This window comes from Intestinirhabdus alba, assembly GCF_009711095.1.
In the GTDB taxonomy this organism is placed as follows: domain Bacteria; phylum Pseudomonadota; class Gammaproteobacteria; order Enterobacterales; family Enterobacteriaceae; genus Intestinirhabdus; species Intestinirhabdus alba.
The window spans coordinates 1-24,902 of record NZ_WMJZ01000009.1; the positions used below are offsets into that span (position 1 = coordinate 1).

Below are 24,902 nucleotides of genomic sequence, written 5' to 3' on the forward strand. Positions count from 1 at the left end.
TGCTTAAGCGTTTCAGACCCCGTAAGCTATATGAGGTTCCGACAGAACAGGGGTTTTGTCTGCCCTACGGCTTTATTGCGGGCGATTCCGGCAATGAGCCGCGCAATATGGGGGTGACCTACCGGCTAAAAAACCATCCGGATGTGACTCTGTTTTTCCAGGATTTTGGCCCCACGCCGGGGCCAGGAGAAAAACGGCCTGATGCTAAGATGAAGGCTGAAGATTACGTGACGTATTTTATTAACAGGCGCTATGGACATTCCTTTCGCGATATAAAATTAGTCGGCAACAAGTTCAGCTATCCTGAGATAGATAATCGCAAGGCTGTTGCCGCCTTTGCAAAATTCACCCGGTTTAGTAAAGAAGTTGATTATGGTTATGTTGCTTTTGTTAAAGGTCATAATTCTGACGAACCCGATTTGTTATTTTATGTTATGCGTGACAGCCGGCAGGCGAAAGACAACCCGCCAATGGACAAGGATGAACTGGAAAAAATGGCTGAGCGCATAGTCAGTTCGATTAAAAAACGATAACGGTTATCAATAATTTTCTCTCTTTTCTCCAACGGAAGATAATGGATAAAGTTAAAATCGTTACGACGATACCATGGAGCAGAACTCATGCTAAAGTCACGCCGAAGCTGGATAATATCATTAGCTCTGATTATTATCCCATTGGTCATTGGAGCAAGTTATATGCATCAGGAAAATTACCGGATGGCCGTCATCATCACGCCTGATAGTGAAGACGATCCCGAGTGGCCGGGTAAACATAAATGGTTTGATGCCAGTGAGTGGCTCAGAATGCCCCAGTACGTGAAGATTAATGACTACTATTTATTAAATACTCAATATGCTCCTGTTGATAACGTGCATGATATTGGCATAACGCGGCGTATCCAGGACGCGGTGAAAAGATCGATCCATTCTGAACCTGAGTTGAGACCTTTGGGTGAGATGGAACCCGGCGAATTTTCCAGATTAGTGAGAAATAGCCTCTCCTGTGAATATTTACGAACGTCGTTTAATCATGAGACGCTCAGGCCGACGGAAGATTTCTTTCTGTTTTCCTTTACTTATAATAATCAAACCTATGAGGTAGAGCTGTTGAGAGAAAAATATAAAGGAGGATTTATCTTTATGAACTATGGCCGCCCGGTTCACAAAGCCGGTTACTGGCACGGCGTCTCGCCGGCAGGCTATTCCTGGCGGGATCGTCTGGCCGGTAAAGCGCCGGACGACGCAGCAGGCGGAGTTCGGTAGCTTATAAATAACGACAATATCGCTAATCACAGCGCTATACCCTGAACTCTTCGCTCGCCTGAGGACGCGCCATATATTTCGAAAATCTGCTGTCGCCGATGCGGAAGGCGTAAACAGAGGGCGCTTTCTGGAGGTCGACAGAGCTGGCAGGCAGAATAAATTCAGATTGCTGATAATTGCCGTGGAAATAATTTACCGGAAAGCTGACAATAAAACATGTCAACCCAATGGAGCGGAAGATGACAAGAATAAAATGGTTTGTCTTAATATTTTCTTTGGCTGTTTGTAGCTGTGGCGGATATTATATGTGGCAACAGCAGTATCAGATGTACGTTCTTGTCACGCCAGATAGTGAGGACGATCCTGAGTGGCCGAGCAAGAAAAAATGGTTTGATGCCAGCGAATGGCTTAAAACCTCGCAATATATAAAAATTGATGATGCGCATCTTATCAATAAAGAGTATGCGCCTGTCGATAACCTTAATGATTTTAGTATTATGCTGAAGGTTCAGGAAGTAATTAAAGATTCGGTCAGGCAGGAGCCGAATTTAATTAATCTGGCGAGAATAGACGAACAGGATTTTTTTCATTTGATGAAAGATGGATTTACCTACGAGTATTTGCGAACAAGGTTTGATCAGAGAACATTAAAACCCATAGTTGACTATTTTCTGATTCTTTTTAGCTATAATGGCGTCGATTACGAAGTCGAGTTGTTAAGAACGCCCTATAAAGAGGGGTATTCATTTTCCTGTGCCGGTGTGGTTCACAAAGCCGGCTACTGGCACGGCGTCTCACCGGCAGGCTATTCCTGGCGGGAGTATCTGGCAGGTCAATCGTCGGGAGACGTAACGGGCGAAGAGCGGTAGTCAGGTGGCAAGGAGCTGCTGTATGTTGCGCTCACGGCGCGCTCCCTGCATCCGGAACGCCTTGCCTGTCGCGGGCTGCCTACGCTGAGGAACCGGAAAGTTTGCCTGCCCTGGCTGATTTTCGCGCCGCCCACGGACGTCGGAGAGCCTTTTCAGGGAGGCGGGGCTGGCCGCAGCGGCCCCGGGCGGGGCAGGGCCGCTGCGCCGGGTCAATCTGGGCGGCGCGTCAGGATAATATCCCGCTGCGGATCGTCACCGAGCTGAAAGATATGCTCGCCCACCTCCCGGAATCCCTCCCTGGCGTAAAAGGCGATGGCCCTGGGATTGCGCTCCCAGACGCCGAGCCATACGACCTCCACGCCCTTGCGGCGGAACGCATCCAGACAGGCGACCATCAGCCGGTGCGCCAGCCCACGGCCGTGCCAGGCTTTATCAAGATAAAAACAGAGGATCTCGCCGGCGCTGTCACTCCCCACGCAGGGGGGAAACTCCTCCTGGCGCAGCTGGGCATAGCCGACCAGCTCGCCGCTCTCCTCGCAGACCAGCGTGGTCCAGCCAGGGTTGTCGATCTCCTTGCGCTGTCGCGCCGGGGAGTAGCTTAAGCGGCAGTGGAGCGCCATATCCTCTGGCCTGTTATCGCCGCCGAAGGTATCAATAAACGTGCGCATAGCCAGCGCCGAAAGCCGTTCTGCATCGGCCGGGCGGGCGTGACGGATGAGCATGGTACAACCTCTTACTTTCATGCCGTTGGTGAACGTGAACCATGATGACGGCGTTAATGCCCGGCTGCCGTTTTTTTGCAGTTCTCCAGCCATCCGGCCGTATCAATCTTGCCGTTTTGCAGGTACGCCTGCTGATTTTGCCAGTGTGCGGCCAGAAACGGCTTAAGTCCAGTGAGCCGCTTGTTGAGCGAAAGCATTTTATCGAACACCCCGACCTCCTGCTTAAGGCTCTCCTCGCCGTACAGGGCCGCAGAGTCAACCAGGCTGCTGGCGTAATAGCCGGTGAGCTGCTGAAGCCTGTCCGCTTGTTCGCCCAGCCTGGCCTTGCGGGTGGCGCAGTGGGTATCGCCCGCCTCTTTGTCCTGACACAGCAGCGTATAGTTGTGGTTTAAAAAGTCGAGGAAGCGGCCGTCGTCCTGTAGCTTGGTGCACAGAAAGGAGCCGAGGTTCAGGCTGGCGCGAATGGACTGGGCGCGCTCCTCCTGCTGCTTCTGATTGCTGGCGCGCAGCTGGTTTTCCAGTGCCTTCAGCTTTTGCTTGAGGGCCGCGTCGTCGACGCCGGAGGCCAGGCTGCCCAGCGTCTTCGCCGTGTCCCGGTTCTCTCCCGCGCCGGGAGCGCTGTTCCCGCTTTCCGCCCCCAGATTCTCCCAGCTTTTTTCGAGCTGCTTGACCTTATCCGTCGAGGTAATCGCCGGGGCAACCAGCACCAGGCGCAGGCCCGTCTCCCTGCTGGTGAACGGCGCGGTGTCGGCGTAGTAGCTCACCTCTTTGCGGGCCGCGCTGCGGATTTCCGCCTGGCCGGTCCGGAAGCTGCCGCCGCGTACAACAAAGCCGCCGGCCTGGCCGTGCAGACGGTTCAGCTTGTTGAGATAGAAGGGGGTGAACATCATCTCCGAAACGTTGCCGAGCATGTCGTACAGACCCAGCGGATTCGGCTGGAGCCTGCCGATCAGCTGCACTTTGCCGTTAGAAGACTGCGCGCCGGAAAACCATTCATAGTTTTTCATATCATCCATCGGATAGTGGATGTCCCGAAATTCGGCGCTGTTGACCTTCAGGCCGCCCCGGGCGGCAAACTCCCACTCCACCTCGGTCGGCAGCCGTAAAAAACCGGGCTTACCGTCTTCCGCCGGCAGCCGGTCGGCGGCGTGGGCGCGCAGCCATTGATTGTATTTATTCGCCGCATTGACCGCATCAAACCAGCTCATGCCGGTTGCCGGTACGCTGAGCCGGCGGGAAGGGGTGGGGCAGGTGTCGTCCATTAAGGCCTGGTACTGCAGGGCGGTCAGCTCATATTTGGCCATCAGATAGTAGCGGCCCTGGTCCTTTTTAGCGTCGGTAAAGCTACCGGCGATAAAGGCCGGATAGCTGTGCTCGACGACGCCCCAGTCGCCGCCGTCCTGGCCCAGCGTAATGGGGAGATCGTCAAGCGGGCCTGTCGTTGGGATCGCTACCCGGCGAAACGCCATCGAGCCTTCGCACGGCATCGGCAGGACGATATCATCGGCGTCCGGCCTGGGGTTCCAGAGGTTGCCAGCCCAGGGTTCCGCCAGCGCGGGCGAGACGCCGACGAGCAGGCCGAGGGCGAGCCAGGAGGGCAATGAGAAAGGGTTAAAAGTCATGCACGGTCTCCGCTAAGCACAAATTAAATAAACAACGGGGAGGATCACACCTCGCGCAGGCTCTGCGCGGGTTCGATACGGATGGCCCGGTACGCGCCGATGCTGGCCACCAGCAGCGCCACGATGAGCGTCAGGGCCAGGGCGAAAGCGCTGTGGCCCGGCGTTATCTGGCAAAGCAGCCGATCCGTGGCCTGGCTGCCGGCCAGCGACTGGTTAAAAATCCGGCTGGCACCAAGGTAAATCCCGTAGCCGCCGACGTACGCCAGCAGGCTAAGCAGGCAGCCCTGCACGATAACGTACAGCCCGACCGCCGGGCCGGTGAAGCCGAGCAGGCGCAGTACAGCAATATCCTTACGTTTACGGTCAACGCCGGCGATAAAGGAGCCAACCAGCGAGGCGATGCAGCCGATCAGCGCCGTGGCGGCGATGGTGTTAAAAATAACGCCGAGCACGCGGTTGATGCTTTTGACGTTTTCGATATCCGCCAGCCGGCTTGCGGTTTCGATGCGCTGAGCGCGCAGATCGCGCTCCAGCCCGGCAACCCGATCGATATCGCTGGCGTACAGCCGGACGCGGGCATAGCGCGGCGGCCTGTCGTTAAGGGGCGCGCCGCTGCTGATGCCAAGTTCAGGAACCGCATAGCCATCCCTGAAATGTTCCATCCTCAGCAGCAGCTCCGGGCGGGTGAAGAGGGCCGGGCGGTTAAAGTAGGTGGCCGGTAAAATACCGGCTACGGTCAGGGTGGCGCGCCCCCACTCCCGGCGGCCTTCAAACTGACGGCTTACCCGCAGGGCCACAGGCTCCCCGACCTTCACCGCCAGCCTGCGCGCCGCTTCCTGGGTTAAAATCACCTCCGCTGGCCGATGCAGCGTAAGCCTGCCCAGCAGCGGATCGCCGTCGCCGGTCGGGATCACCTCGGCGTTTTCGATAAAGTGGCTGCCGTCGGTTTGCAGATCGGCGAGGGTGTTCAGGGAGCGGGTCTGCCCGATGACAAACCCCACGTCGGCGCGCTGGCGCAGTTGCCCGACCCAGCGCGGCTCGTAGCTGCCGCTGCTCAGCATACGGATCTCAAGGTTGCGCGGATCGTTAGCCAGATCCTGCTGGAGCTGGCTGACAATGCCGAAGCGCAGGCCGAACAGTAGCAGCAGCGGGGCGATAACGGCAACCAGCGAAGAGATGGTACAAAAAGAGATAATGCGGTCGTGCCACAGATCCTGGAGCGCCAGGCGACCCAGCAGCAGAAGACGGTTAAAAGACAAAATGGGTTCCCCTCTGCGCCTGCGCCGGGAGGCTCTCCCGATCCGCCGCATCGTGGTCCGGGCGGGCCATCAGGCAGGCCAGTTCAAAATGCTGCACCAGCGGCCGGTCGTGGCATACGACCAGCGCCATCATCCCCTCCTGGCGGACCAGATCGATAAACAGGCTAAACAGCCGCCGGGCATTAACAGGATCGAGCGCGGCGGTCGGCTCATCGGCCAGCACCAGCTCGGGTCGATGCGCGATGGCGCGGGCGAAGGCGGTTCTCTGCCGCTCGCCAAAGGAGAGCTGGGACGGGTATTTCGCCAGCAGCGGCTCCAGCTTCAGGGCGGTGATAACCCGCGCCAGCAGGGCCTGGTCCGGGGTGGCCCCCAGCAGCTGGCCGGGCAGGCGTATGTTATCCCGCACCGTCAGGTAGGGCAGCAGACCGCCGTTCTGCAGAACAAAGCCGAGCCGCCTGGCCCGCACGTCGGCCAGCCCGGCCTGGCGGTCGGCGTTCAGCAGCGCGGCGATGTCCACCCGCCGCGCCGCGTCGCCCAGCTCGAAGCGGGCAACGCCCTCGGGGCGCAGCAGCAGGCCGATGGCCTCCAGCAGCGTGCTTTTACCGCAGCCGCTTTCGCCGGTGACCGCCACCACCTGGCCCGACCGCAGCCTAAGCTGCGGCAGATATACCCGGTGCGCGTGAGCGCCCTTACCGCGTACGACGGCTAATTCGTCAATACGCAGCATCAGGGCATCATCTCCAGCGGCACGGGGTAGACGCGCTCGCGCGGATCGCTGCCTTTGGTCAGCTCCACCCAGCGGTCAACGTCGGCGTTGTATTTCTGATAGTGGCGCAGCTTAACCGACAGGGTGCGGATAAACTTCTCCTGGGAGAGGCCGTCCCAGCTTTTCCATGTCTCCTCATCCAGGTTCAGGACGTCGCTGCGGTAGGGCAGATCGGCAAGATATTCCCCCATCACGCCCAGCTCGTTAATCCGCGCGTTATCCTGCTGCCTGAGCTGGTTCGGATCGGCACCCATGGTGGCGGCAACGGCCCGCAGCCGCTCAAACATTTTGCCCGGGGAGATCATGCCTTCGTTGGCGGCCTGCAGGATCTGCGTCACCACGTCGCTCAGGTCGCTCAACTGGCCTTTCGTCAGCAGTACGCGCACGTCGGTGGTGGGGATATTCTGCTTAATCAGATCGCGATCGCTGATCCAGGCCTTAAACACCAGCGGTGCCTGGGTGTCATTCTTTTTGCCCAGCCACGCCAGCTGCATGGCGTGGCCAATCAGCGCCGTATCCTCCAGCAGCTTCTGCTCCGCTGTCCGCCGGTCAGCCTCATCTTTGGCGTAGAGCGCGCTGCCGATGGCCGGATCGCCCATATAGGCCGCCTTGACCTGCCCGGCGATGGCCGCGGCCAGGGCGTCAATCTGCTGACCAAAGATGTGCAGATCGCCCGCGTCCACCGCCTGATAAAGGTTGGACTGGGTGCTGTCAAAGTTGGAGAGATCCCGGTACTGGCTTTCAGCCCTGGCATGGTTTTTTTTGCCGCCGGGGGTCTTCAGGTGCAGAGTATAGATGGCGATGCCGCGGTTGCCCGCCTCCAGCCGCAGCTGGCGGGCGTCGAGGCCGGTTCCCGACAGGGCGTTGCTGCCGTCGATGGCACCGGCGTCGGTGATCAGCACCACATAGCGCGCCCCGAAGGCGTTCCAGTTGATATTATCAATGGCGGACATGACCCCGGCGTAGGCGTCTTCGTCATACAGGGAGCTGGAGACCTTTGCCTCCTTCAGCCCGGCGACCTTCCGCAAAAAATCATCGCCGTCCTGCACCTGGTTCGGGTCGGCGTAGATTTTCGTCCGGTATTCGAGGCCGGGAACCGCGTCGGTATTTGAGCGGTACGAAATCAGGCCAAACTTCACCTGGTCCTGCAGATGCTCCTGTTGGATCTTGTCATAGATTTTACGCACCGCCGTTTTGGTCCGTTCGATATAGGGACCCATGGAGATGGTGGAATCAATGACGAAGACCACGGAGGCCTTGAACCCCTTCAACTGGTTGACGTCCTCTTTCCGGTCGCGGGCCGCTTCCGCCTTGCTGACGGAGGCGACGTTGAGCAGGCGGGTGTAGAAGCCGTCTTCGGTCATCACCTCTTCGCCGCTCAGGATCGGCAGCAGATAAAACTGCTTTTGCAGGTCAACGAAATATTCCGGCTCCTGGGCAAGCACCCCCTCCGCGTGGCCCTCGCGCTTCAGGCGGGCGCGCAGCGGGGCCACCAGCGAGACCGGGTCGGGGGCCGAGAGGATCTTATCCAGGCTTTGCCGCTGCTTAAAGAACAGCAGGCGATCGCGGTTGGCCGGGTTAGTGAAGGCCAGGGTCAACTGCATTTTCCAGTCAACGGTGCAGGCGTGGGGCAGCCAGCCGCTAATCGTGCCGTAGCTGTCCGGACCTACCTCGATCCAGCGCTCGCCGTTCACCTCGGCCGTCTGGTAAACGTACAGGCTGCTGAAGGCGGGCTGTAGCACGCCCCGATCGTCGCCGGCGGTTTTTCCCAGCCGGCAGCCGGGCGTGGTCAGCACGCGCTGGTATAAGGTTTTTTTCCCTTCCTGCAATAGCGGCCTGTCGCCGTCCGCGGCAAGGGCGTGGCCGCCGAGCAGCAGGCCACATAATGTCAGAGCCAGTCGAAGAGGCCGCGTTATCATTTTCCTAACTCCTCCAGGCGGCGTTTGGCCAGCGGGTTGTCCGGATCGGTCTGCAGCGCCGTCTCATACCAGTAGGCGGCGGTGTCAGGATCGGGATCTTTGAAACACTCGCTGGAGTGATGGAATTCCGGGTCATATTCACCGGCGTAGGCGATTGCCACCTTGCTGTCGCCTCCCTGGGCGCGGTTGGCGTAAAGGCGCTGGGCCACGCCGCATTTCTTCGCCTCCTTCGCCGCCTGAATTACCGCCAGCAGCCCGTCGCTGTCCAGCTGTTGACCGGTGCAATTCTGGACAAACTCCAGCTCGTCCAGGCGGGCCAGGTTCTCTGCTGAACAGGCGTCGGCCGTCAGCTGGTCCGCCGTCTCCGGCGCGGCCGGTGCGGCTGGTTCGGCTGGTTCGGCGGGAGCCGGGGCTGCCGGTTCGGCGGTCCGGGGCGGCGTCGGGGCGTCCGGCGTCGAACTGCGGTCTGTGAACCACAGCAGGGCAACGATAAGGATAATCAGCCCGATCGCGGCGGCGATAATCCACGGCAGGCGGGACGGGCCGCGTTTGGCCTTATCCGCGCCGGACGAGGCGGTTGGCGCGGTCGATGCCACCGGTTCAGCTACCGGTTCAGCCACCGACTCAACGGCCGGTTCAATCACCGACTCAGCGGCCGGTTCAACCACCGCCTCGGCAACGGGGGCCGCCGGCGCTTCAGCGATCGGGGCCGGCTCCGGGGCAGCCAGCACGCTGCTGCCGCCGTAGCTGTCGGTATGGCCGCGAGCGTTGGAGGAGAGCAGCTCGTCGCGCACCAGCTGCAGCGTGGTGCTGCGCATTTCGCCGGAGTTCAGCCTGAGCTGGATCTGCACCTGGCTGGCGTTCTCCAGCAGCGGATCGAGCAGGGAAGGGCCAATATGAAAACCGGAGCCGTTGGTCAGCGGGTAGCCGCCGTCGATGGTAAACCAGTGCGGTGCCGGGCTCCAGCCTCCGTCAGGCTGCAGATAGTAGTGCTCATTATTACAAAGCGTGAAGGTCAGGTTGCTCAGCACCGACCGCTCGCCGCGCAGGCGAACCATCAGTTGTGCTGTGCCCGGCACTGCCGGCTGGCTGGCAATCATTTTAGCTAGCATGAGGTGTTCTCTTGTTTCAGGTTACCGATGATTTGACCAAGCTGTCGGTTATGTTCGAAGGAGATATCGCGCGTGGCGGTGTGCCCCGCGTTGTCCAGAATGACGCTCATCAGCGCCGACAGCCAGTCGCCGATCCAGGCGAGGCCGGGCTGAGAGGCGAGGGGAGGCAGCTGCGGCAGCTCGTCGTTGATAAGCGGTGCCGGATGCGCAAAAACTTTGCCCTTGTTGCCCACGTAGCTGTTGGGAACCTGTTCCTGGGGCAGAGAGAGATAGCCAAACCAGGCGATAAAGTCGCGGATGGCCAGCTGGGCGCGCAGAACCTGGCGCGCCATCAGCTGCTCGCGGCGGGTGTTGGCCTGCTCCTGGCCCGCCAGCGCGCGCCTGAGCGTGCCCGGCAGATCCAGCCGGGTGGCCGCCGTAATCAGCTCCTCGCAGAGGAGGTTGATCAGCTCGCCGTTCAGGCCCGCCTGATGCCAGGATGCGGTCTGCAGCGGCAGCTCCCGCAGGTGGGAGACCCACGCCTTGAAGGCCTGTTGGGCGAACTCGTCGTCCTGGCCTGTCCGTTCCGGCACGGGGGCGGGCTGCGTGGCGGTAGGCGGCGCGTCGACGTCCGGGGTGGCAAAGGGGGCATCGCCAAAGGGATTCGCGCCAAACGGGTTGTCACCGAAGGGGTTAGCGGCCAGCGTCGGTTCGGGGGCGGCATCCCCGACGGTCGGCGTTTCCTCGGTCTGTTCGCGAATGCTCAGATAGATGTTGTTCAGCTCGCGGGTCGGCAGATCCAGACGATTGAGCAGCTCCCCCATGCCCCGCGCACCGCTGGATAAGCCCTGCCACAGCGCCTGGGCGATGGCCTGCTTTTTGGCTTTCTGACCATCACCGTCCTGCTCGTACCAGCGGCCGAGAAGCTCGTCGCCCGTCTTCTGGCGGCACTGCTGCAATTGTTCGCGCAGGCGCTGCAGCTTAAAGTCCAGATGAGCGACCCCGCGCAGGGCGTCGGTCAGGCGGGAGATGCCGCCGTCGTTCAGCGCCAGCATCGCCCGCCAGGCGGCCTCCGGTTCGGCAACGTGGCGGAGGACGTTCTTCCCGCTGATAAAGGTGCGGCCCATCACCTCAAGCACCTCGCGATAGCGTTCGGCAAAGGCCACTTCGTTGAGCTTCTCCTCGCCGGGCACGTTTTCCAGGGTGAGGAAGGGGTTATCCAGGCCGGGCTTACGCACCAGGAAGCAGTTCCTGAACGGCTGCTCCGGTGCCCACTGCTGCAGCCAGTCGTAGTGGGCGAAACGTTCAAGCAGCGTCATATGTAGCATCCCTTCCCAGCCCTCTTTCAGCTGGCTTTCGCTGTGCTTCAGGCTGTTGTTGATGCGCATGTCGCACATGGTGATCGCCCAGAACAGCCCCGGACGGCTGGTTTCGCGCTCTGTTGCCGTTCTGCCCTGGGTCTTTTCCACCCAGCGGTTGAGCACCGGGCCGACGTCGGCGACATCGCTCTGTTTCACCGAGCTGGCGCACACCACCAGGGCGTTCATCTCCTGATTGTCGGTGTAGCGCTCGAAAAGACAGGCGACCTTGCCGCGCAGGAGCAGCTGCGAAATCGGGTTCAGCCCGTCCCGTCCGGCCTCCTCAAGGGCGGTGATTTTCAGGCGGCCGCGATAGCCGGGGAAGTCGAGCAGATCGACCTGCTCCATTACGCTACCGTCGGGGATCTCCGCCAGCGGGAAAATCAGTTCGGTCGTCAGCGCGGCCAGTTCGGCCTGGGTCAGGGTGGCGCTGCCGCACTGCTGCGCCTCCTTCCAGTAGCGGACTTCGACGCCGCGATCCTGGCCTGAGCCAAGCCGGTTAATGCTGTCGACATTCATAATGCTGCCGCCGCTGTGATCGATGAGCGCCTCCAGCGGCGCAAAGACCAGCCGGGCGTGGTCGAGCCTCGTCAGCACGTTTGCCAGCGAGCGATAAAGCTCCGTCAGCGCGGGCTGTTCGCCCCACAGCAGTGAGAAAAGTTCGGCCCGTTCGTTCGGGGTGAGCGTCGGCGCGAGCCTGAGCACCTGCGGCCAGTAGGCGTGCTCCAGCTTCTCCACGGACTTTCTGAACGAGGCGTTGAGATATTCCCACAGCGCCACCACGTCCTCGCTGCTGACGCCGTTATTCGCTTTTGGCCGCGCCGTCTGCTGCAGAAAAGGGCGCAGCCGTTCTTCAATGCGCGGCTCGTCCAACTGATAGCTCATCTGCTCGTGGTTAAAGTCGTTAAACCATGAGTTGGCAAGGATCTTCGCCAGATCGATTTCGCTGAACAGGCGCAGGGGAACCGGAAAGCCTGCGGGCGCGTCGGGAGCCTGGCGGGTGAAGCGGGTGACCAGGCCGGTGGCCTCTTTTCCGCCCCCGACCGGGTTGACCTCCTTGATAAAGTCCACCCGCTGGCTGCCGTAGTTGGCTTCCAGCGCGCCGTTGCTGCCCGCCGCCAGCGCCGAGATTAGATACGACTTACCCGCCTGGGAGATGCCGAAAAAGCCGACGGTCATCGGCGTGGTGGCCACCTGCGCGAGGCTGGTGGCCAGATTGCGGGTACGCAGCAGGTTTAAGTTAAGTTTATCCGCTTCGTTATCGAGACGACGGGAGCCGGTGCGGACGGTATCGACCCAGTCAAGCGCCTCCAGGCAGCCCTGGGCGACGGCCGCCCATCCCTGAGAGAGAGACTTTTGTTCGTTATTCATTACTTTTTAACACTCCCGCTGTCGAGCCAGTGCCGGCTGTCAATCAGTCCTGTATCAGGCATGGTATTGAGTTCCAGTTCCACATCGCGTTTGCTGAACGACTTGTCGGTGTTGCTGCTCACCTCGGCAATGGTCAGGCGATCGCTAATCAGCCCCAGCCGGTGGGCGCGTTTGCCTTTATCAATCGTCAGCCTGACCCTGAGGTAGGGCGATCCGCCGTCGGTGGGGGTGGACGCAGAGAATTTCTTGCGCCCCTCTTCGCTGAAGCGCAGGGTATACAGCGGCGCGGCGGACCAGCGCTCCGCGTCCAGCTGGCGATAGCCCAGCCGCAGATCGCCGCGCATCACGATGCTGCGGGTCGTTTTCTCTCCCGCTTCGTCCTCAATAACCGGCAGTGAAATCTGGCCGTTCTCCGATTTGATATGGCGATAAACCACGTCGGCATCGCGGATCAGGTTGTCCATGTCGATGATGCCGATATGGCGAATGGTCGAGTAGGGTTTGAGCGCCGGGGTGCGGAAGTGGAAGTTGGGAATGCTGTGGTTGGCGCACAGCAGGGTCAGCATTGCGCCGACCGAGGCGGTACTTTTTGGATCGTCAATATGGCCGTTTTTATGGAACGGATACCAGGCTCCGGTCTGGTAGCCGTGCAGCGCTAAAATACGCCCCGGCGGCAGCGGCAGGTTGCGGCGAATAATCGCCTGAATGCCGGGCAGCTGCGACGGCCGGCCGGTGAGCAGCAGCAGGTCGCACTGATAGCAGGCCAGCACTTCGCACAGGGCGGTGAGTGGTTTGTCGATATTGAACTTGCCCGCGCACAGATCGCCATGCAGCTTCGCCAGCGGCAGGGTAAGCGTCACGTCCGCCAGCCTGAAGTCGGCGGGGCCGCCCGCTTTCTGCACCTCCCGGCGCACAAAGCTTTCCACCTCCTCGCGGAGGCTGCCGTCGGGCAGCAGCTCGCTGACCCGCTGGTTAACGATCGGGTGGGTTTGTTCATCCAGGGGATCGAACTGCTCGTAGCGGCCAAGAATCGTCAGGGCCAGCGGCACGAAAAGCTGCAGGCTAAGCTGCTGGCGCAGGACCGCCTCGGCGGCGCTGATATTCTGCGAGCCGCACAGCCGGGACATCAGGGTTTCAACCGCGTTGACTCCCGCCTCGCGCAGCGCCTGCTCCAGGGCGGGTAAGATATAGGACTGAATCACGTCGAGCAGGACGTCATCGCCCGCAATCTTCACGCTGTCCCGGAAGCGCTGACGGGGAATGATATGCGCATTGGTGCCACCGCCGGTGTGGCCGTTGCGATCCAGCCGGTAGTCGGTGATCACCAGATCGGTGGTGCCACCGCCGATGTCAATTGACGCAATAGAGAGGGTTTCCCGATCCTGGCGATCGGGGCGGCCCAGGGCGGCAAAAAAGGACTCCGGGTGGCCGGCGAAATTCTGGTTGATCTCGGTATACAGATAGACCAACTGGGCGCAGGAGGCTTCATCCCACTCCACGCGAATTTCGGGCAGCGGGATTTTGACCCTGTCCCTGGTGGATGCCTCCTGCTGGTCCAGGTAAGGATCGTTTTCGCCGCTGTGCCAGCGCAGGGATTTCCACACCAGCCCCACCGCCTGCCGCATTCTGTCGTCAAGTATACAGCGCTCCGCCATCGGCATACCGGGCGGAACGGTAAGAATAATATTGCGCAGCTGGCGGGGAATTCCGGCATGGCCCTGGCGGACGCGCTGCTCCGGGCTGTTTATCTGGCTGATGGCCTGGGTCAGCGCCTCGGAGAGCATAAAGGTCATCAGCGCGCTGCGCGAATAGCGCGGCGTGAAGACCGGAATGCGGTCCATTTCGTCTTCAATGGTGTGCAGCGCCTCGCCTTTTTCATCGATCAGGTTGGCAAAGGGGGCCGCCGTCGCCAGCGGGTTGCTGTCCTGCACATAGCTGCCGTTAAAGCGCCAGCCCTGCCCGTAATACTTTTCATCCCATAAGTAGCGCTTAGGGCTGGAAAGGCCGGTGGAGCCTTCGCTGCCCCGGCGGCGGGCAGCCAGCCGTCCGGCCTCACCGCCGATGCGGGCGATGGTTGGCCACTGGAAGGCGTCGTGGCGGCCGCTGCGCACCGAACAGTGGTCTTTGCCGAAAAAGGCCTGGGAGAACTCGACCCGGCTTTCGAAAGGCTCGGTGTAAATGTGCTCCGGTGCGCTGAGATCCCGCAGCTTTAGCACGTAGTTGTGCATCAGCCCGGAGCCGGACTGGCCGTGATCTTCAATCAGAATACCGCAGGTGCGCGAGTTGCCGACGTCAAGGATCAGGTCGACCGGTATCGGCCTGATGGCGTTGGTTTCCCGGTTGGCGATCACCCGGAACTGCGGCAGGGCGATCGCAGGCTCCGTCTGGGTCTGCAGGCCTTCCACCGGGATCGCCATCAGCGACAGCAGGTTGAGGTAGTGCGCCAGCGGATACTGCTGCGCAAGCTCCTGTTCGCGCTCGTCGATGTCGCGGCCTTTGCTGGCCTCTTTATAGACTTCGACAAGCCACTCTTTAATCCACTCCTGGGTCAGATACCAGTTCAGCGCGTAGGTGGCGGTGGCCACGGCGAAGGTGGCACCGGCGCTGACGTCCTCCTGGTTCGGGCTGAGATCGGCTGCCGACGGCTGCCTGGGCATAATCCGGGTATCAATCGCCAGGGTCATGCGATGGCTGTGCTCGTCCATATCCGGCTCCGGTAGCTTCACCAGCCGAAAACGCGCCCAGTTCAGCGGCCCCTCCTGGTAGATATTCGGCGGGCTGAAGCGAAACAGGGGAAGCGGCAGCCAGACGCCATCCAGCAGCTTAAGGCTCTGCTCGACGGGGATATCATACTGGCCTTTGGCCTTTTCGATATCGTCAGGCGTCGGCTGATAAAAGTAGTAATCGCGCTGCTCGTTGTACAGCAGGCGGGTGAGTACGCCGTTGGCTAATTTAACAAACTCGCCTGCGGGCCAGCGCCCGGGCGTCAGGCCAAAATCCATAAACTGGATCCCGGAATCGCCAACCAGCGTAACCTGGCGGTCATAAGCAATAATCTCAGGTAACATAACGTCACTCGTTCCTGGTTAGGTATTGGGTTGAAGCATACGGATAGGGAAGCGGCTGCTTCCGTCATTGCTGCCGACGCAGTCGGCGTGACCAGAAGAAGGCGATGTGCACTCAATGGCCGGAACAATAAAATTCGAACCGTCGCTACATTTCATCTGTTCGGGACTGGTAATGCGCAGGGTGCCCTGCTGCATACCGCCGGCGGCTGAACCCGTGCAGACAACGCCGCTGGACTGGCGTACGTTAACGGTGCCGTTGCCCTCTTTAAAGGTGTACTGCAGCTGCAGCGGGCGGCCCGTCAGCGTGTCCTGAATGCCGCCGTTTACCCGCCACTGGCCGTTCAGAAAACGGGCGGGGCCGTCGGGAAGCGTCGGGGGAAAGCTCAGCGGCTCGCCCTGCGCCGGTATCGCCGGCGGCGCGATTGGGGAGAGTGGCTCCCGGGGCTGGCCGTCCGGCACCGCCGGGACGGCGGGAGGGGGCGGTTCGACCGCAGGCGCAGCCGCTTCGCGCTGGTCTGACGGGAGCGGGGGAGCGCCCGGGGCGCTATCGTCGACGAGGGGCGGATGGGCGCTGTGAGCGGCGCTTGCCGCCCGCTCTGCGGCGAGATGCGCTTCCGCTGCCGTGCTGGCCCCGGCGGACGCTCTCAGGTTCGCCTTCGTCACGCTCTGCGCTTCGACGACGCCGCTGCGCTCCCGCGACCCGGAGCGCGTCTCCTCGCTCTGCCGATCCGTAAGGCCCGTCGGGGAAAGGGCAGGGGCGCAGCCGCGCAGCAGCCCCAGCGCCAGCGCCAGCAGCAGCAGTGCGAACAGCGGCCAGAGCAGCCAGCGCCATCGCCATTGCCAGCAGCAGCCACGGCGCTGGGTGAGCGTGATGGCCTCTGCGGCCGACGCGCCGGTCGCTGGCAGGGGCGCGACCGGCGGCACCGACGCTTGTGCGGATACCGGCTGCGGAGCGGGAGCGGCATTCAGCCAATGCATGGGATTGCGCGGTTCGTCGGTGGGGTGGATAAAGCCCCAGAAGGTGATCACCAGCACCCCGTCGACCAGATAGACGAAGTCGTAATCCGGGAAGTGGACGACCGAGGTCAGGAGCCGGGCAAAGACCTGGCGATCGCCGCCGGCGTTATTCTGCTCCGCATTGCGCATTTGCTCGCTCAGGGCCTGGACGGCTATCTGAAACTCACTGAACTGCTGGCGCGCGGAGGCGCGTTCGCTTTCGCTGGCGGCGCTCCACGGGATCACGTCGCCGGGAAAGCTGCTGTACCAGTCGGTGCGATCGCCGCCCTGGTCGTTTTGCGGAACGGCAAGATGACGGGCAAGGTTGCGCCCGGCGTCCAGCCGGTAGATAGCTTCGCGCAGCTGAAACGCCATTCTGAACACCGGATAGCCGGTTTCACCAAGCGCCCTGAACGCCGAGTTTTGCCCGCTACGCAACAGCGGTCCCTGAATCGAATTTCGCATTGTCTGCACCTTCTGAGGCGGTGATTAGTGTATGTGGCCAGGCTGTGTTCCAGAACCGGGCGTGGCGTCGACGCTGAGTCAGAAGCGCGCTCCGCAGGGCCGGGGCCATTCAGCTCCGCTCCCGCGTTACTCGCCGGGCATCCGGAACAACCCACTATTACGGCTCGCGCCTTGTCGGACCTGAACGATCGCCCGCGACGCTCACGAACGGTTAAGGGACAGCCTGGTTTTTACTTGCGCCGGGCGACCATTCAAAGCCCCAGCCATAGTGCTTATCCAGCGCCTCCCGGTTGGGGAAGAAGCGGTTAAGCCGTTCAATTTTGATGTCGCCGTTGACGTTTTTTAATCGGGCGATTGCGGCGACGCCGCTAAGCTCGCTGTCGTCGGAGAGCGTTGTATGTATCGGCGGCTGGCCGGGAACCGTAAGGGTGATGGTGGCCTCTGTTCCCTGCCAGCTGCTGGCACCGCCGTAGATGAAGCTGTAGATCAGCACTTCATCCATCTCCTGCCAGCGGCTGCCGTTGATGACGATCCACTCGCCGTCCTCATCGTCGCCGTCGCGCAGATCTTTCTGTAAGCGCACAAAAGGCGGTTTGTCGTAGCTGCCGGAAAGCTTGCTGAGCGCCTCAACCCCGTGCCTGTCGCCGTTTTTAAAGCGAATAAACGCGGCAATATCCAGATCGATCGGCTCCTGACGGGTGCCCCGCTGCCAGGTGAGGTTAATTGTGATCCGGCCAAAGTCTTTGCGCCCGGCGAGGCTGACGCTGGGGTTCTGCTGGGTCAATTCTGTCTGCGGGGCCGTAGCGGCGCGATGCATAAACCACCAGGCGAGCGCCAGCAGAAGCAGTAACAGCAGCAGGATCGCCAGGAGCCGGGGCAGCAGGCGTTTACGTCCCGCTGCCGGAGCCGGGACGGGGGGGGCCGGGGGCGCTTCCCGGGGGGGCTGCGCCCAGTTGATGAGCACCGGCTCGCCGCCGACGTCGTAGCAGGTCATCTCCTGTGAGCGGGTGAGCAGCATACGCAGCGCCGCGGCCGACGCTCGATCTCCCCTGGCGTCGAGTTGTTCCGTCAGGCCCGCGAGGATCGTCTGGTATTGCTGACATTTGTTCTGCAGCCGGAGCTGCCCGGCATCGTCCAGCGCCGACTGCGGCCGGGCCAGCCCTTCGCGCGGCGTCCACCATTCGAGATTGCCCCCGGCGCTACGGCGGGGTGAGGCGTAAAGCAGCGCCAGCGCGGGAGGAAGATGACGATGGATAATCGCCACCGTCTCCTTCCAGGTGGCAAGAGTGGTTTCATCAATCGGTGCAGCACTTATTAATCGTTGCATGGCCCTGGGGTAGTGTTGCTGGCTTCGGCCGCGCCGGAAGCCCATCGTCAGCGATATCAGGACAGCGACCCGTTGTTTTCAGGCGCTATGCGCGCGGCTCCATAGCGCATCCTGACGAGGCCCGCTCGCGCTGCGAGGCGAAAACTATTGGGTCGATATCCTTCCTTTCCGGCAAAGAGCGGCTGCCGGGGGCCACAGCTCAAAGCAGGGTGTTCGCCCGCTCAAGCGCTTCGACCTTTTCCCTTGCTTCAGCCACCTTCTGCTGAATGGCGGCGATATCCTCATCGCTGTCGGCGCGCAGCGCCTGCTGCTGGAGATCCTGCAGATGTTTAATCTGCTGCCGGGCCTGCTGATTTTTTACTTTGCCGGACTGAAGGCGCTTCAGGGTCTGCGCCAGATCCGCACGCAGGGCCGTCAGGCTGGCCTGCTCGTCCGCCAGCCGCTGGCTGGAGGCCGCCTGCTGGTTTTGCGTATCGGCGAGGGTTTGTCTGGCGTAGTGGTTATCGCGCTGGCTTTGCCGCACCTGTTGCTCCTGCATGTCGACGTTGTGCCTGTAACCGCCGGAGGTCACGCAGCTTAGTCGGGTCAGAAAACCCGGGTCCTGCGCGTGCAGATCGCACTCCTGAGGGGATGTCGCGCAGCCGGTGAGAAGGAGCGCCGCCGTAAGTAGTAGATGTTTTCTCATGAAAAGATCCGTGCCGTGAGGCTGTACAGTAAAACTGGCCGGAGGGGGGCCGATAACCTTACCGGCCCGCGATCGTTAACCCAGAGAAATAGCCTGACGCTGGTCGAAAAGACCGTTCGCTTCATTTTCCAGCGCGGCGATCTGGCGGGTGAGCTGGGCATACTCTTTATTCAGGGTCTTCAGCTGTTTCTTATCGGCTGCGGTGGCCGGTTTCTGTCCCTTAATGGCGACTTTATAGGCGGCCTCTTTATCGTTCATGACCTTGATTTTTTCTTTCATCAGCTTGATGTTGGCATCAACCTGCGCCAGGGTTTTGCTGGCGCTGGCTTTGTCAAATCCGGCATTGTCTTTTTGCAGGCTGATTTTGGTCAGCATCGCCCGGTTATCGCGGATAACCTGCTGCATCGCCCGGGTGGTTTTGGCAAGCGCGGCGGTATCCTTGCTGATATCGTTGTTCATAGCCTGCAGGCGATCGGCGGTGTTGGCATACTCTTTCTGCAGGCTGTCGAGGTAGTAGTTAGCCGTCATGCCGACGACGCAGCCGGCAGCCCCGCCCACGGCGGCACCGACCAGCGCATCTTTGCTGTTGCCGGTCAGCGCGCCCGTCAGCGCGCCGAGGCCCGCCCCGGCCAGCGCGCCTGTTCCGCAGCCCTGCGCGGCCGAAGCGCTGAAGAAGCTTGCCTGTTCGCCGCTGGTCAGCCGGGGATCGGGTTTCGTACCGGATAACAATGAGCTTCCGGTATTGGCGCAGCCGCTCAGCATCAGGGTTGCGGAGACCAACAGACATGCCGTGCTTCGGTTAAAAATATTCACGTGTTTTATCCTCAAATAAGTAATTTACGCCACGGTTAAACCGTTTCTGTGAACCGTTAATCTCATATAAGTAAAAATCCGGGCCTGCCCTATATAAGTTACTGTTGCTTCGCTCACTTTATAATCATCAACCGGCCGACGATAACAGTAATTAACTTTATGGCTCACCGTTGACTATTTTTAAGGCTGTTGAAATGGAGCGGGATTTATATTTTCTCACCGGCGATCGTGAATTTTATTTGTATGCGATTCGTGCCAGACTGCGTCGACGTCAGCGTTATCCGGTTTTCGGGGTGGCAAGCGCCCGGAAGCCGTTCAGGCTCCTTTTGCTCTGTGCTTCGAATGGGCACGTAGAGAATTTGTTCAACGTTCGCATGGGCAATTATATCCCCTGCGGAGCAATATAAAATGGCTTCACAGAAGGTGGTGGTATAGTGTTATAAGATTTGTCTTAACTCTACATGATTATTTACAGATAAACGAAAAATATTAGACTGTTATGGTTGATCTATGTCAAAAAACAAATTAATTAAAAATTTAAGTTTGTCGGGAAGAGTTTTAAAGATGTCACCGGCGTGATTTTTTAGCCGCTCAACAATATATCGGTAGTTAAGCAATACTGAAGTTTGAGACGGCGTAAAATAACCACTGCCGGAGGGGCGAAGAGCGGCTGGCTTTAATAACGGGCGATGCCGGATAGCGTTAACAGAGGCAGAGAAATAGCGCGAATATCCCCGTTATACTCGCCATACTTCGAGTTGCAGGACAAAACGCAGCGCGTTTTGAACAGCCCCAGGGCTGGCCCCGTCGGGCCGGCTCGGCGTGTTGTCCTGCCGCTTAAATAAGCCGAATACGCGCCATTTGATGAATATTAGTAATGAATAACGGCTTTATTTTGGGGGAATCCGCACTATCGGGGAGAATTTCCTTTCCCCTGGCGGGGGCGCTTCACCGGACAGCCATTTTTCCGATCTGGCGAATGCAGAAAAAAACGGCACCGCCCGTGCAATCTTCCGATGGAGGAAATCAGCAGCAGACACCCGGTATTTTCTGGCCTCAGGGCATCAACGCGGGAGCTTAATTCGCGCATTGATATAAGATCCGCGTTTTCTCAAACCGTCTCCGCATCCGGCTTTTTGTTTACCCGCAGGGCGATGCTAAACATTATTTTCACCGCCAGATAACTCACTCTTCTCCGGAGAGCTACGACGTTTGATAAATGCGTGTTAAAGGAAAATAAAACTACGGTTATGGGGCCGTCGGCGTTAAAACCGGTGGATTATTTTCCCGCACGTTTTGTTGACTCTGGTCAAGGAAGTCGATCCTTAGGTTAAGGATTTAAAAAATAGTGCCGATTACGTTTACGGGCGAGTAATACTCTTCTGGGGATAGGTCATGCTATCGATATTTGTAGATAAATCTTCTTTAGCGGCGATAAGAAGTTACATTAACAGTCATTCACAGCTAAACCAGGCTATAGAGAGGCTGGGGACCGGTAAGCGTCTTAACAGGGCCTCTGATGATGCCGCCGGCCTGCAGATAGCCTCGCGGCTGGCAAAACAGGTTAGCGGTATGAAGGTGGCGCAGAAAAATATTGCCACCGGCGTCAGCCTGATACAGATTGCCGGGAGCACGCTGGACGAGTATTCGACCATTCTGCTCAGAATGAAAGATTTAGCCGTACAGGCCGCTAACGATACGCACAGTAAACAAGATCTGCGGAGCATCCAGAAGGTATTTTTTGAACTGAAAAAGAGTGCGGTCGCGCTGCTCCACGGAGCGAGCTTTGGCGGTGCGCGGCTTTTTCATCAGCCCGGCGATAATAACGCGCCGAATGAAGAAAAGGGCTTATTGACCCGCAAGCAGGGGCTGACGCTGCAGATAGGCGAATCAACGGCGGCCACGATGAATATTAATGTCAACGAGGCGATGGAGAAGACTGAACAGGCGTTAAGCCGCGCCGGAAAGGCGTTTGGTCTGGACGACCAGGGGCAGACAGACGATATTACCGGAGATCGCGCCCGACAGGCGCTTGCCCTTTTAAATGAGGCGCTTGATGAGGTCAGCCAAATGAGAGGGCTGTTAGGCGCAAAGCAAAACCGGCTGGGTTATGCCGCCAGCAATCTTCAGAATATGCATGACAATCTGGTATCCGGTCTCGGAAATATTAAAGATACTGATTATACGACGGAGCTTTCGCGCATGTCGGGCAGCCGTATATTAGCTCAAAATAGTATCAGTATACTTAAGCAGGCTGACGCCATGCGCTCCATGGTATGGCTGCTGCTTGCGCCAGATTTGCCTGATGACGAAGCCGCCAGCGGCGAGGAGGCGGATTCCGCTACCTGTTTTAGCAGCAATCTGCTTCAGAAAAACGCGCTGCTGCCCGGGGATAAAAATAGCAGAGACAGCGGGCCGCTGTCCGGGGGCTATATTTTACATCCTGGCCCCGACCGGAGCGTCGGGCAGGTGGGATATCGCTTCTTTAGCACTTGTCAAACCTCCGGCTGGCATAGCGGAAACTATGTATCCAGGGACTTTGCACCCTGGACGATCCACAACGATCTTTTTAACAGCAGCGTGAGCATATATACCCGGTGGAGCGGCTTGTATCCACCGTTTGTATATCAGGCGGGCGGCGAGTCAGGATTATTTAGCGGGATCGTTAAGCCAGAGACCAGATAATCGCATCATGATGCTGGCGTTTAACGGGGTAAGTTCTTCCACACCAGGAAGGCCGGGAGTCCATTCAGCGCCCCGGCACGCTGAAAGGCTCTGGCTTCAGGCATCGCCGCTGGCTTGTTTACCACTTCATCTCCCCGGTGTTTACCTTTGCGCTGAATTCGAGTGAACTCTCATCGGCAAGATTTGGATAGGCGGCTTTCATTGTCCCGATCGCGGCTGCCGATCCCTTTTGGCTGGTAAGCGCCTGCTCAAACTTTTGCAGATAGTTGTAGGTAAAAGTGATTGCCTCATCGTTTGTCGGACGCGCGCCCAGATAGTGGCCGGGAATGACCTGCTGCGGTTTTAGTGATTGCATTTCGCTCAGTACTGCTATCCAGCCCTGACGAACCGCCGGAGTTTGTGCATCTGCTGTCCAGACATGAAGTCCGGAAGCAATGCCAGTACCGCCCAGAATGGCTCTGTTCGCGGGGATCCAGACATAGGCGGCGTACTCCCCCGAGTGCTTCAGCTCCACCGGCTCGCCGTCTATGGTAAAACGTGTGGCATTTGTCGCCTGCGGTACGATGATGTTTGTAGGTACGCCATCTTTCATTTTTGGCCCCCAAAATGCCAGCTTGGCGTCCTTGGTGGCCCTGATCCGATCCACCACGGCCTGAGACGCCACCACTTTGGCCTGGGGAAAGGCTTTTACCAGCGGTTCAAGGCCGAAATAGAAGTCCGGGTCACTGGAGGTAATCACAATCGCTTTAAGCGTTTTGCCGCTGGCTTTGATCATCTGCACCAACTTCTCGCCATCTTTGACGCTGAACTGGGCATCAAATAACACCGCCTCTTTCGGTCCGGAGACCAGGGTAGACGATACCGGAAAAATACCTTTTTCCTGTGGATTGTAGACATCAAGATGCAGCGGGGCAGCAAAGGCTGGCATGGTTGCAAGGGACAATACCAGGTAAAGGGGAGTTATGTTCATGGTGATCCTTCTTTATTTATCGGTGTGGGTTGCGGGGAGCGGCGCGAAGAGCGCATTCGGTGGGCATTACCCTTTCCGGGGAGCAGCAGCGCGCCGTGCCTGTTCGTATCATAATCGCCGTTGTTGGGAAGTCGGGGACGTTAACAGTCGTCATTGACTTCGCACTTGCTGAATACTCCCTGAGCTTGATTTTTCCAGGTTAAGCGGAGCTAAACGGCAAGCCGATAGCTTTAATCCGTTGACGACTCACCCCGCAAATAGCCTGCCTGGTAAATTGTGCTGCCGGGGAGGACGTCGGGCGTTAGCCGATCGCTATAATCCCAGCCGCACAGGGGGAAATATTCCAGTAAAATCTGGCCTGAAATGCCATGACGATAGGCTCCGTTTAGCGGGTATACCCGTCATACTTCAAGCTGCATGTGTGTTGGCTACGCTAACTCACCCCGGTCACATAGTTCGCTATGCTCCCGGGGATTCGCTCACTTGCTGCCTTCATGCAACTCGAATTATTTAGGGTATAAACAGCATTCTACGGATTTATGTTTCTGTTAGAATTCCTGAAACAATACATGCTGAGTTTCATAAAACGATCAAATGGAGAGGCGATGGACAGGATCATGGCGGCAATCACTTATAACCACATTTGCGAACTAGGAAGCCTGAGCGCGGCCGCCCGTTCGCTGGGTATTTCTCGTCCCATGGTCAGTCGCTATCTTGATGAGATGGAAAAGTGGGCAGGTTCACGGCTGATCCATCGGTCAACCCGAAGGCTAACCATCACCCCGGCGGGTGAGAAAACGCTGGAGAAAACCCGGCAGCTGGCTCTGTTATCTCAGGGAATCGAAGGGGAGACGACCAGAATCACACCGTCAGGGACGCTACGCATCGCCTGCGCCCATTTTACAGCGACCCATTTGCTTGGAGCGATTATCCCGTCGTTCCTGAACCGTTATCCAGCATTGCGTATTGAGGTCGATATTAATAACCATCCGGTTAGCCTGGTGGGAGCCAGAATAGATCTGGCGATTCGCATAACCAATGAGCCGGAGCCGGGGGCTATTGCACGTTATCTGGGAACCTGTCAGTCAATCGTGTGCGCCTCGCCAGGCTATCTTAAGCGCGTCGGCGTGCCAATGACGCCTGAGGATCTGGTACAGCATAATTGCTTATACTACAGCCATTTCTCCGGGCAATCCTGGCGCTTTCGCGATAAAGAAAAGGGAGATATATCGGTGGCCGTAAGCGGTAACTTCAGCGCCGGAATATCATCCCTGTTATGCGATATGGCCGCAGCGGATGTCGGCCTGGCGATGGTGCCAGAAATTGAGGCGCGAGCCGGGCTGGAAAGCGGCCGCCTGATTCAGGTGTTGCCCCAGCTGGAACCGCAGCCGCTGAGTATTTACGGCCTTTATCAGTCTCGCGATCATCAGCATGCGGCGCTCAGCCTGTTTCTTGACGCAATCAAACAGCATCTTGAGTAAATCTATGAAATTTTCTAAAGAGGTGCTTGTTGTTATGGACTTTTTCTTTCAGGTGAGAGGCAGAAATAATTTCGCATTATTCTTAACGAGGCGAGATACGATGAGATTAACTGGCTACGACAAAGATAAAAAATCCACGCGGGGCGTGGATTTAAAATATATATTCTGCTCGC

18 protein-coding genes are annotated in these 24,902 nt (G+C 58.9%); 5 read left to right on the forward strand and 13 right to left on the reverse strand.

Going from position 1 to position 24,902, the window contains the following annotated elements:
• From GJV78_RS22945 to GJV78_RS08290, 3 genes are all read left to right on the forward strand, one after another.
• Positions 1-533: T6SS immunity protein Tli4 family protein (locus tag GJV78_RS22945; protein ID WP_269140464.1), on the forward strand; the 533-nt coding region annotated here is incomplete at its 5' end.
• Positions 534-620: 87 nt separating this feature from the next.
• Positions 621-1,262 (forward strand): hypothetical protein, encoded by a 642-nt coding sequence (locus tag GJV78_RS08285; RefSeq protein WP_230979100.1) that lies wholly within the window; start codon positions 621-623, stop codon positions 1,260-1,262.
• A 239-nt stretch (positions 1,263-1,501) separates the two neighbouring features.
• Complete coding sequence (locus GJV78_RS08290) at positions 1,502-2,131, forward strand: hypothetical protein (protein WP_230979101.1); 630 nt, start codon at positions 1,502-1,504, stop codon at positions 2,129-2,131.
• A gap of 209 nt (positions 2,132-2,340) precedes the next feature.
• On the opposite strand, the gene GJV78_RS08295 is transcribed toward GJV78_RS08290, so the two are convergent.
• The 12 genes from GJV78_RS08295 to GJV78_RS08350 all read right to left on the reverse strand — a co-directional run bounded on the left by GJV78_RS08295 (position 2,341) and on the right by GJV78_RS08350 (position 19,593).
• Positions 2,341-2,853: a GNAT family N-acetyltransferase gene (locus GJV78_RS08295; protein ID WP_155107996.1), complete on the reverse strand. Its 513-nt coding sequence runs from the start codon at positions 2,851-2,853 to the stop codon at positions 2,341-2,343.
• Positions 2,854-2,906: 53 nt separating this feature from the next.
• Complete coding sequence (locus GJV78_RS08300) at positions 2,907-4,475, reverse strand: SUMF1/EgtB/PvdO family nonheme iron enzyme (RefSeq protein ID WP_155107890.1); 1,569 nt, start codon at positions 4,473-4,475, stop codon at positions 2,907-2,909.
• A 44-nt stretch (positions 4,476-4,519) separates the two neighbouring features.
• On the reverse strand, positions 4,520-5,734 hold the full coding sequence (locus GJV78_RS08305; RefSeq protein WP_155107891.1) for an ABC transporter permease: 1,215 nt from the start codon (positions 5,732-5,734) through the stop codon (positions 4,520-4,522).
• Positions 5,724-6,461 (reverse strand): ABC transporter ATP-binding protein, encoded by a 738-nt coding sequence (locus GJV78_RS08310; protein ID WP_155107892.1) that lies wholly within the window; start codon positions 6,459-6,461, stop codon positions 5,724-5,726. The genes GJV78_RS08305 and GJV78_RS08310 overlap by 11 nt, the downstream gene beginning before the upstream one ends.
• Entirely contained in the window at positions 6,461-8,419 is a 1,959-nt protein-coding gene (locus tag GJV78_RS08315; RefSeq protein WP_155107893.1) for a vWA domain-containing protein, read from the reverse strand. Before GJV78_RS08315 ends, GJV78_RS08310 begins: the two co-directional genes overlap by 1 nt.
• Positions 8,416-9,531 (reverse strand): hypothetical protein, encoded by a 1,116-nt coding sequence (locus GJV78_RS08320; RefSeq protein WP_155107894.1) that lies wholly within the window; start codon positions 9,529-9,531, stop codon positions 8,416-8,418. The genes GJV78_RS08315 and GJV78_RS08320 overlap by 4 nt, the downstream gene beginning before the upstream one ends.
• Positions 9,525-12,239: a putative virulence factor gene (locus GJV78_RS08325; protein ID WP_155107895.1), complete on the reverse strand. Its 2,715-nt coding sequence runs from the start codon at positions 12,237-12,239 to the stop codon at positions 9,525-9,527. Before GJV78_RS08325 ends, GJV78_RS08320 begins: the two co-directional genes overlap by 7 nt.
• Positions 12,239-15,307, reverse strand: coding sequence for a virulence factor SrfB (locus GJV78_RS08330; protein ID WP_155107896.1), 3,069 nt, complete (start codon positions 15,305-15,307; stop codon positions 12,239-12,241). The genes GJV78_RS08325 and GJV78_RS08330 overlap by 1 nt, the downstream gene beginning before the upstream one ends.
• A gap of 18 nt (positions 15,308-15,325) precedes the next feature.
• Entirely contained in the window at positions 15,326-16,768 is a 1,443-nt protein-coding gene (locus GJV78_RS08335; protein WP_155107897.1) for an SrfA family protein, read from the reverse strand.
• A 211-nt stretch (positions 16,769-16,979) separates the two neighbouring features.
• Positions 16,980-18,095, reverse strand: a complete 1,116-nt coding sequence (locus GJV78_RS08340; RefSeq protein ID WP_155107898.1) for a tellurite resistance domain protein — start codon at positions 18,093-18,095, stop codon at positions 16,980-16,982.
• 199 nt (positions 18,096-18,294) lie between these two features.
• Positions 18,295-18,780: a hypothetical protein gene (locus GJV78_RS08345; protein WP_155107899.1), complete on the reverse strand. Its 486-nt coding sequence runs from the start codon at positions 18,778-18,780 to the stop codon at positions 18,295-18,297.
• Between the two features lie 75 nt (positions 18,781-18,855).
• Positions 18,856-19,593: a YMGG-like glycine zipper-containing protein gene (locus GJV78_RS08350; protein ID WP_167519458.1), complete on the reverse strand. Its 738-nt coding sequence runs from the start codon at positions 19,591-19,593 to the stop codon at positions 18,856-18,858.
• Positions 19,594-20,988: 1,395 nt separating this feature from the next.
• Between GJV78_RS08350 and GJV78_RS08355 the strand changes: the two genes are divergently transcribed.
• Positions 20,989-22,278, forward strand: coding sequence for a flagellin (locus GJV78_RS08355; RefSeq protein WP_155107900.1), 1,290 nt, complete (start codon positions 20,989-20,991; stop codon positions 22,276-22,278).
• A 118-nt stretch (positions 22,279-22,396) separates the two neighbouring features.
• Here the strand turns inward: GJV78_RS08355 and GJV78_RS08360 are convergent, their stop codons facing one another.
• Positions 22,397-23,248, reverse strand: coding sequence for a Vmh family MBL fold metallo-hydrolase (locus GJV78_RS08360; RefSeq protein WP_155107901.1), 852 nt, complete (start codon positions 23,246-23,248; stop codon positions 22,397-22,399).
• A gap of 605 nt (positions 23,249-23,853) precedes the next feature.
• On the opposite strand from GJV78_RS08360, the gene GJV78_RS08365 reads away from it, so the two are divergent.
• Positions 23,854-24,729, forward strand: coding sequence for a LysR family transcriptional regulator (locus GJV78_RS08365; RefSeq protein ID WP_155107902.1), 876 nt, complete (start codon positions 23,854-23,856; stop codon positions 24,727-24,729).
• Positions 24,730-24,902 lie beyond the last annotated feature (173 nt).

Bases quoted from the DNA above. Each gene is read 5' to 3' on its own strand.
- GJV78_RS08285 (WP_230979100.1), top strand. From the start codon at position 621: ATGCTAAAGTCACGCCGAAGCTGGATAATATCATTAGCTCTGATTATT.
- GJV78_RS08290 (WP_230979101.1), top strand. From the start codon at position 1,502: ATGACAAGAATAAAATGGTTTGTCTTAATATTTTCTTTGGCTGTTTGT.
- GJV78_RS08295 (WP_155107996.1), bottom strand. From the start codon at position 2,853: ATGCTCATCCGTCACGCCCGCCCGGCCGATGCAGAACGGCTTTCGGCG.
- GJV78_RS08300 (WP_155107890.1), bottom strand. From the start codon at position 4,475: ATGACTTTTAACCCTTTCTCATTGCCCTCCTGGCTCGCCCTCGGCCTG.
- GJV78_RS08310 (WP_155107892.1), bottom strand. From the start codon at position 6,461: ATGCTGCGTATTGACGAATTAGCCGTCGTACGCGGTAAGGGCGCTCAC.
- GJV78_RS08315 (WP_155107893.1), bottom strand. From the start codon at position 8,419: ATGATAACGCGGCCTCTTCGACTGGCTCTGACATTATGTGGCCTGCTG.
- GJV78_RS08320 (WP_155107894.1), bottom strand. From the start codon at position 9,531: ATGCTAGCTAAAATGATTGCCAGCCAGCCGGCAGTGCCGGGCACAGCA.
- GJV78_RS08325 (WP_155107895.1), bottom strand. From the start codon at position 12,239: ATGAATAACGAACAAAAGTCTCTCTCTCAGGGATGGGCGGCCGTCGCC.
- GJV78_RS08330 (WP_155107896.1), bottom strand. From the start codon at position 15,307: ATGTTACCTGAGATTATTGCTTATGACCGCCAGGTTACGCTGGTTGGC.
- GJV78_RS08335 (WP_155107897.1), bottom strand. From the start codon at position 16,768: ATGCGAAATTCGATTCAGGGACCGCTGTTGCGTAGCGGGCAAAACTCG.
- GJV78_RS08340 (WP_155107898.1), bottom strand. From the start codon at position 18,095: ATGCAACGATTAATAAGTGCTGCACCGATTGATGAAACCACTCTTGCC.
- GJV78_RS08345 (WP_155107899.1), bottom strand. From the start codon at position 18,780: ATGAGAAAACATCTACTACTTACGGCGGCGCTCCTTCTCACCGGCTGC.
- GJV78_RS08355 (WP_155107900.1), top strand. From the start codon at position 20,989: ATGCTATCGATATTTGTAGATAAATCTTCTTTAGCGGCGATAAGAAGT.
- GJV78_RS08360 (WP_155107901.1), bottom strand. From the start codon at position 23,248: ATGAACATAACTCCCCTTTACCTGGTATTGTCCCTTGCAACCATGCCA.
- GJV78_RS08365 (WP_155107902.1), top strand. From the start codon at position 23,854: ATGGACAGGATCATGGCGGCAATCACTTATAACCACATTTGCGAACTA.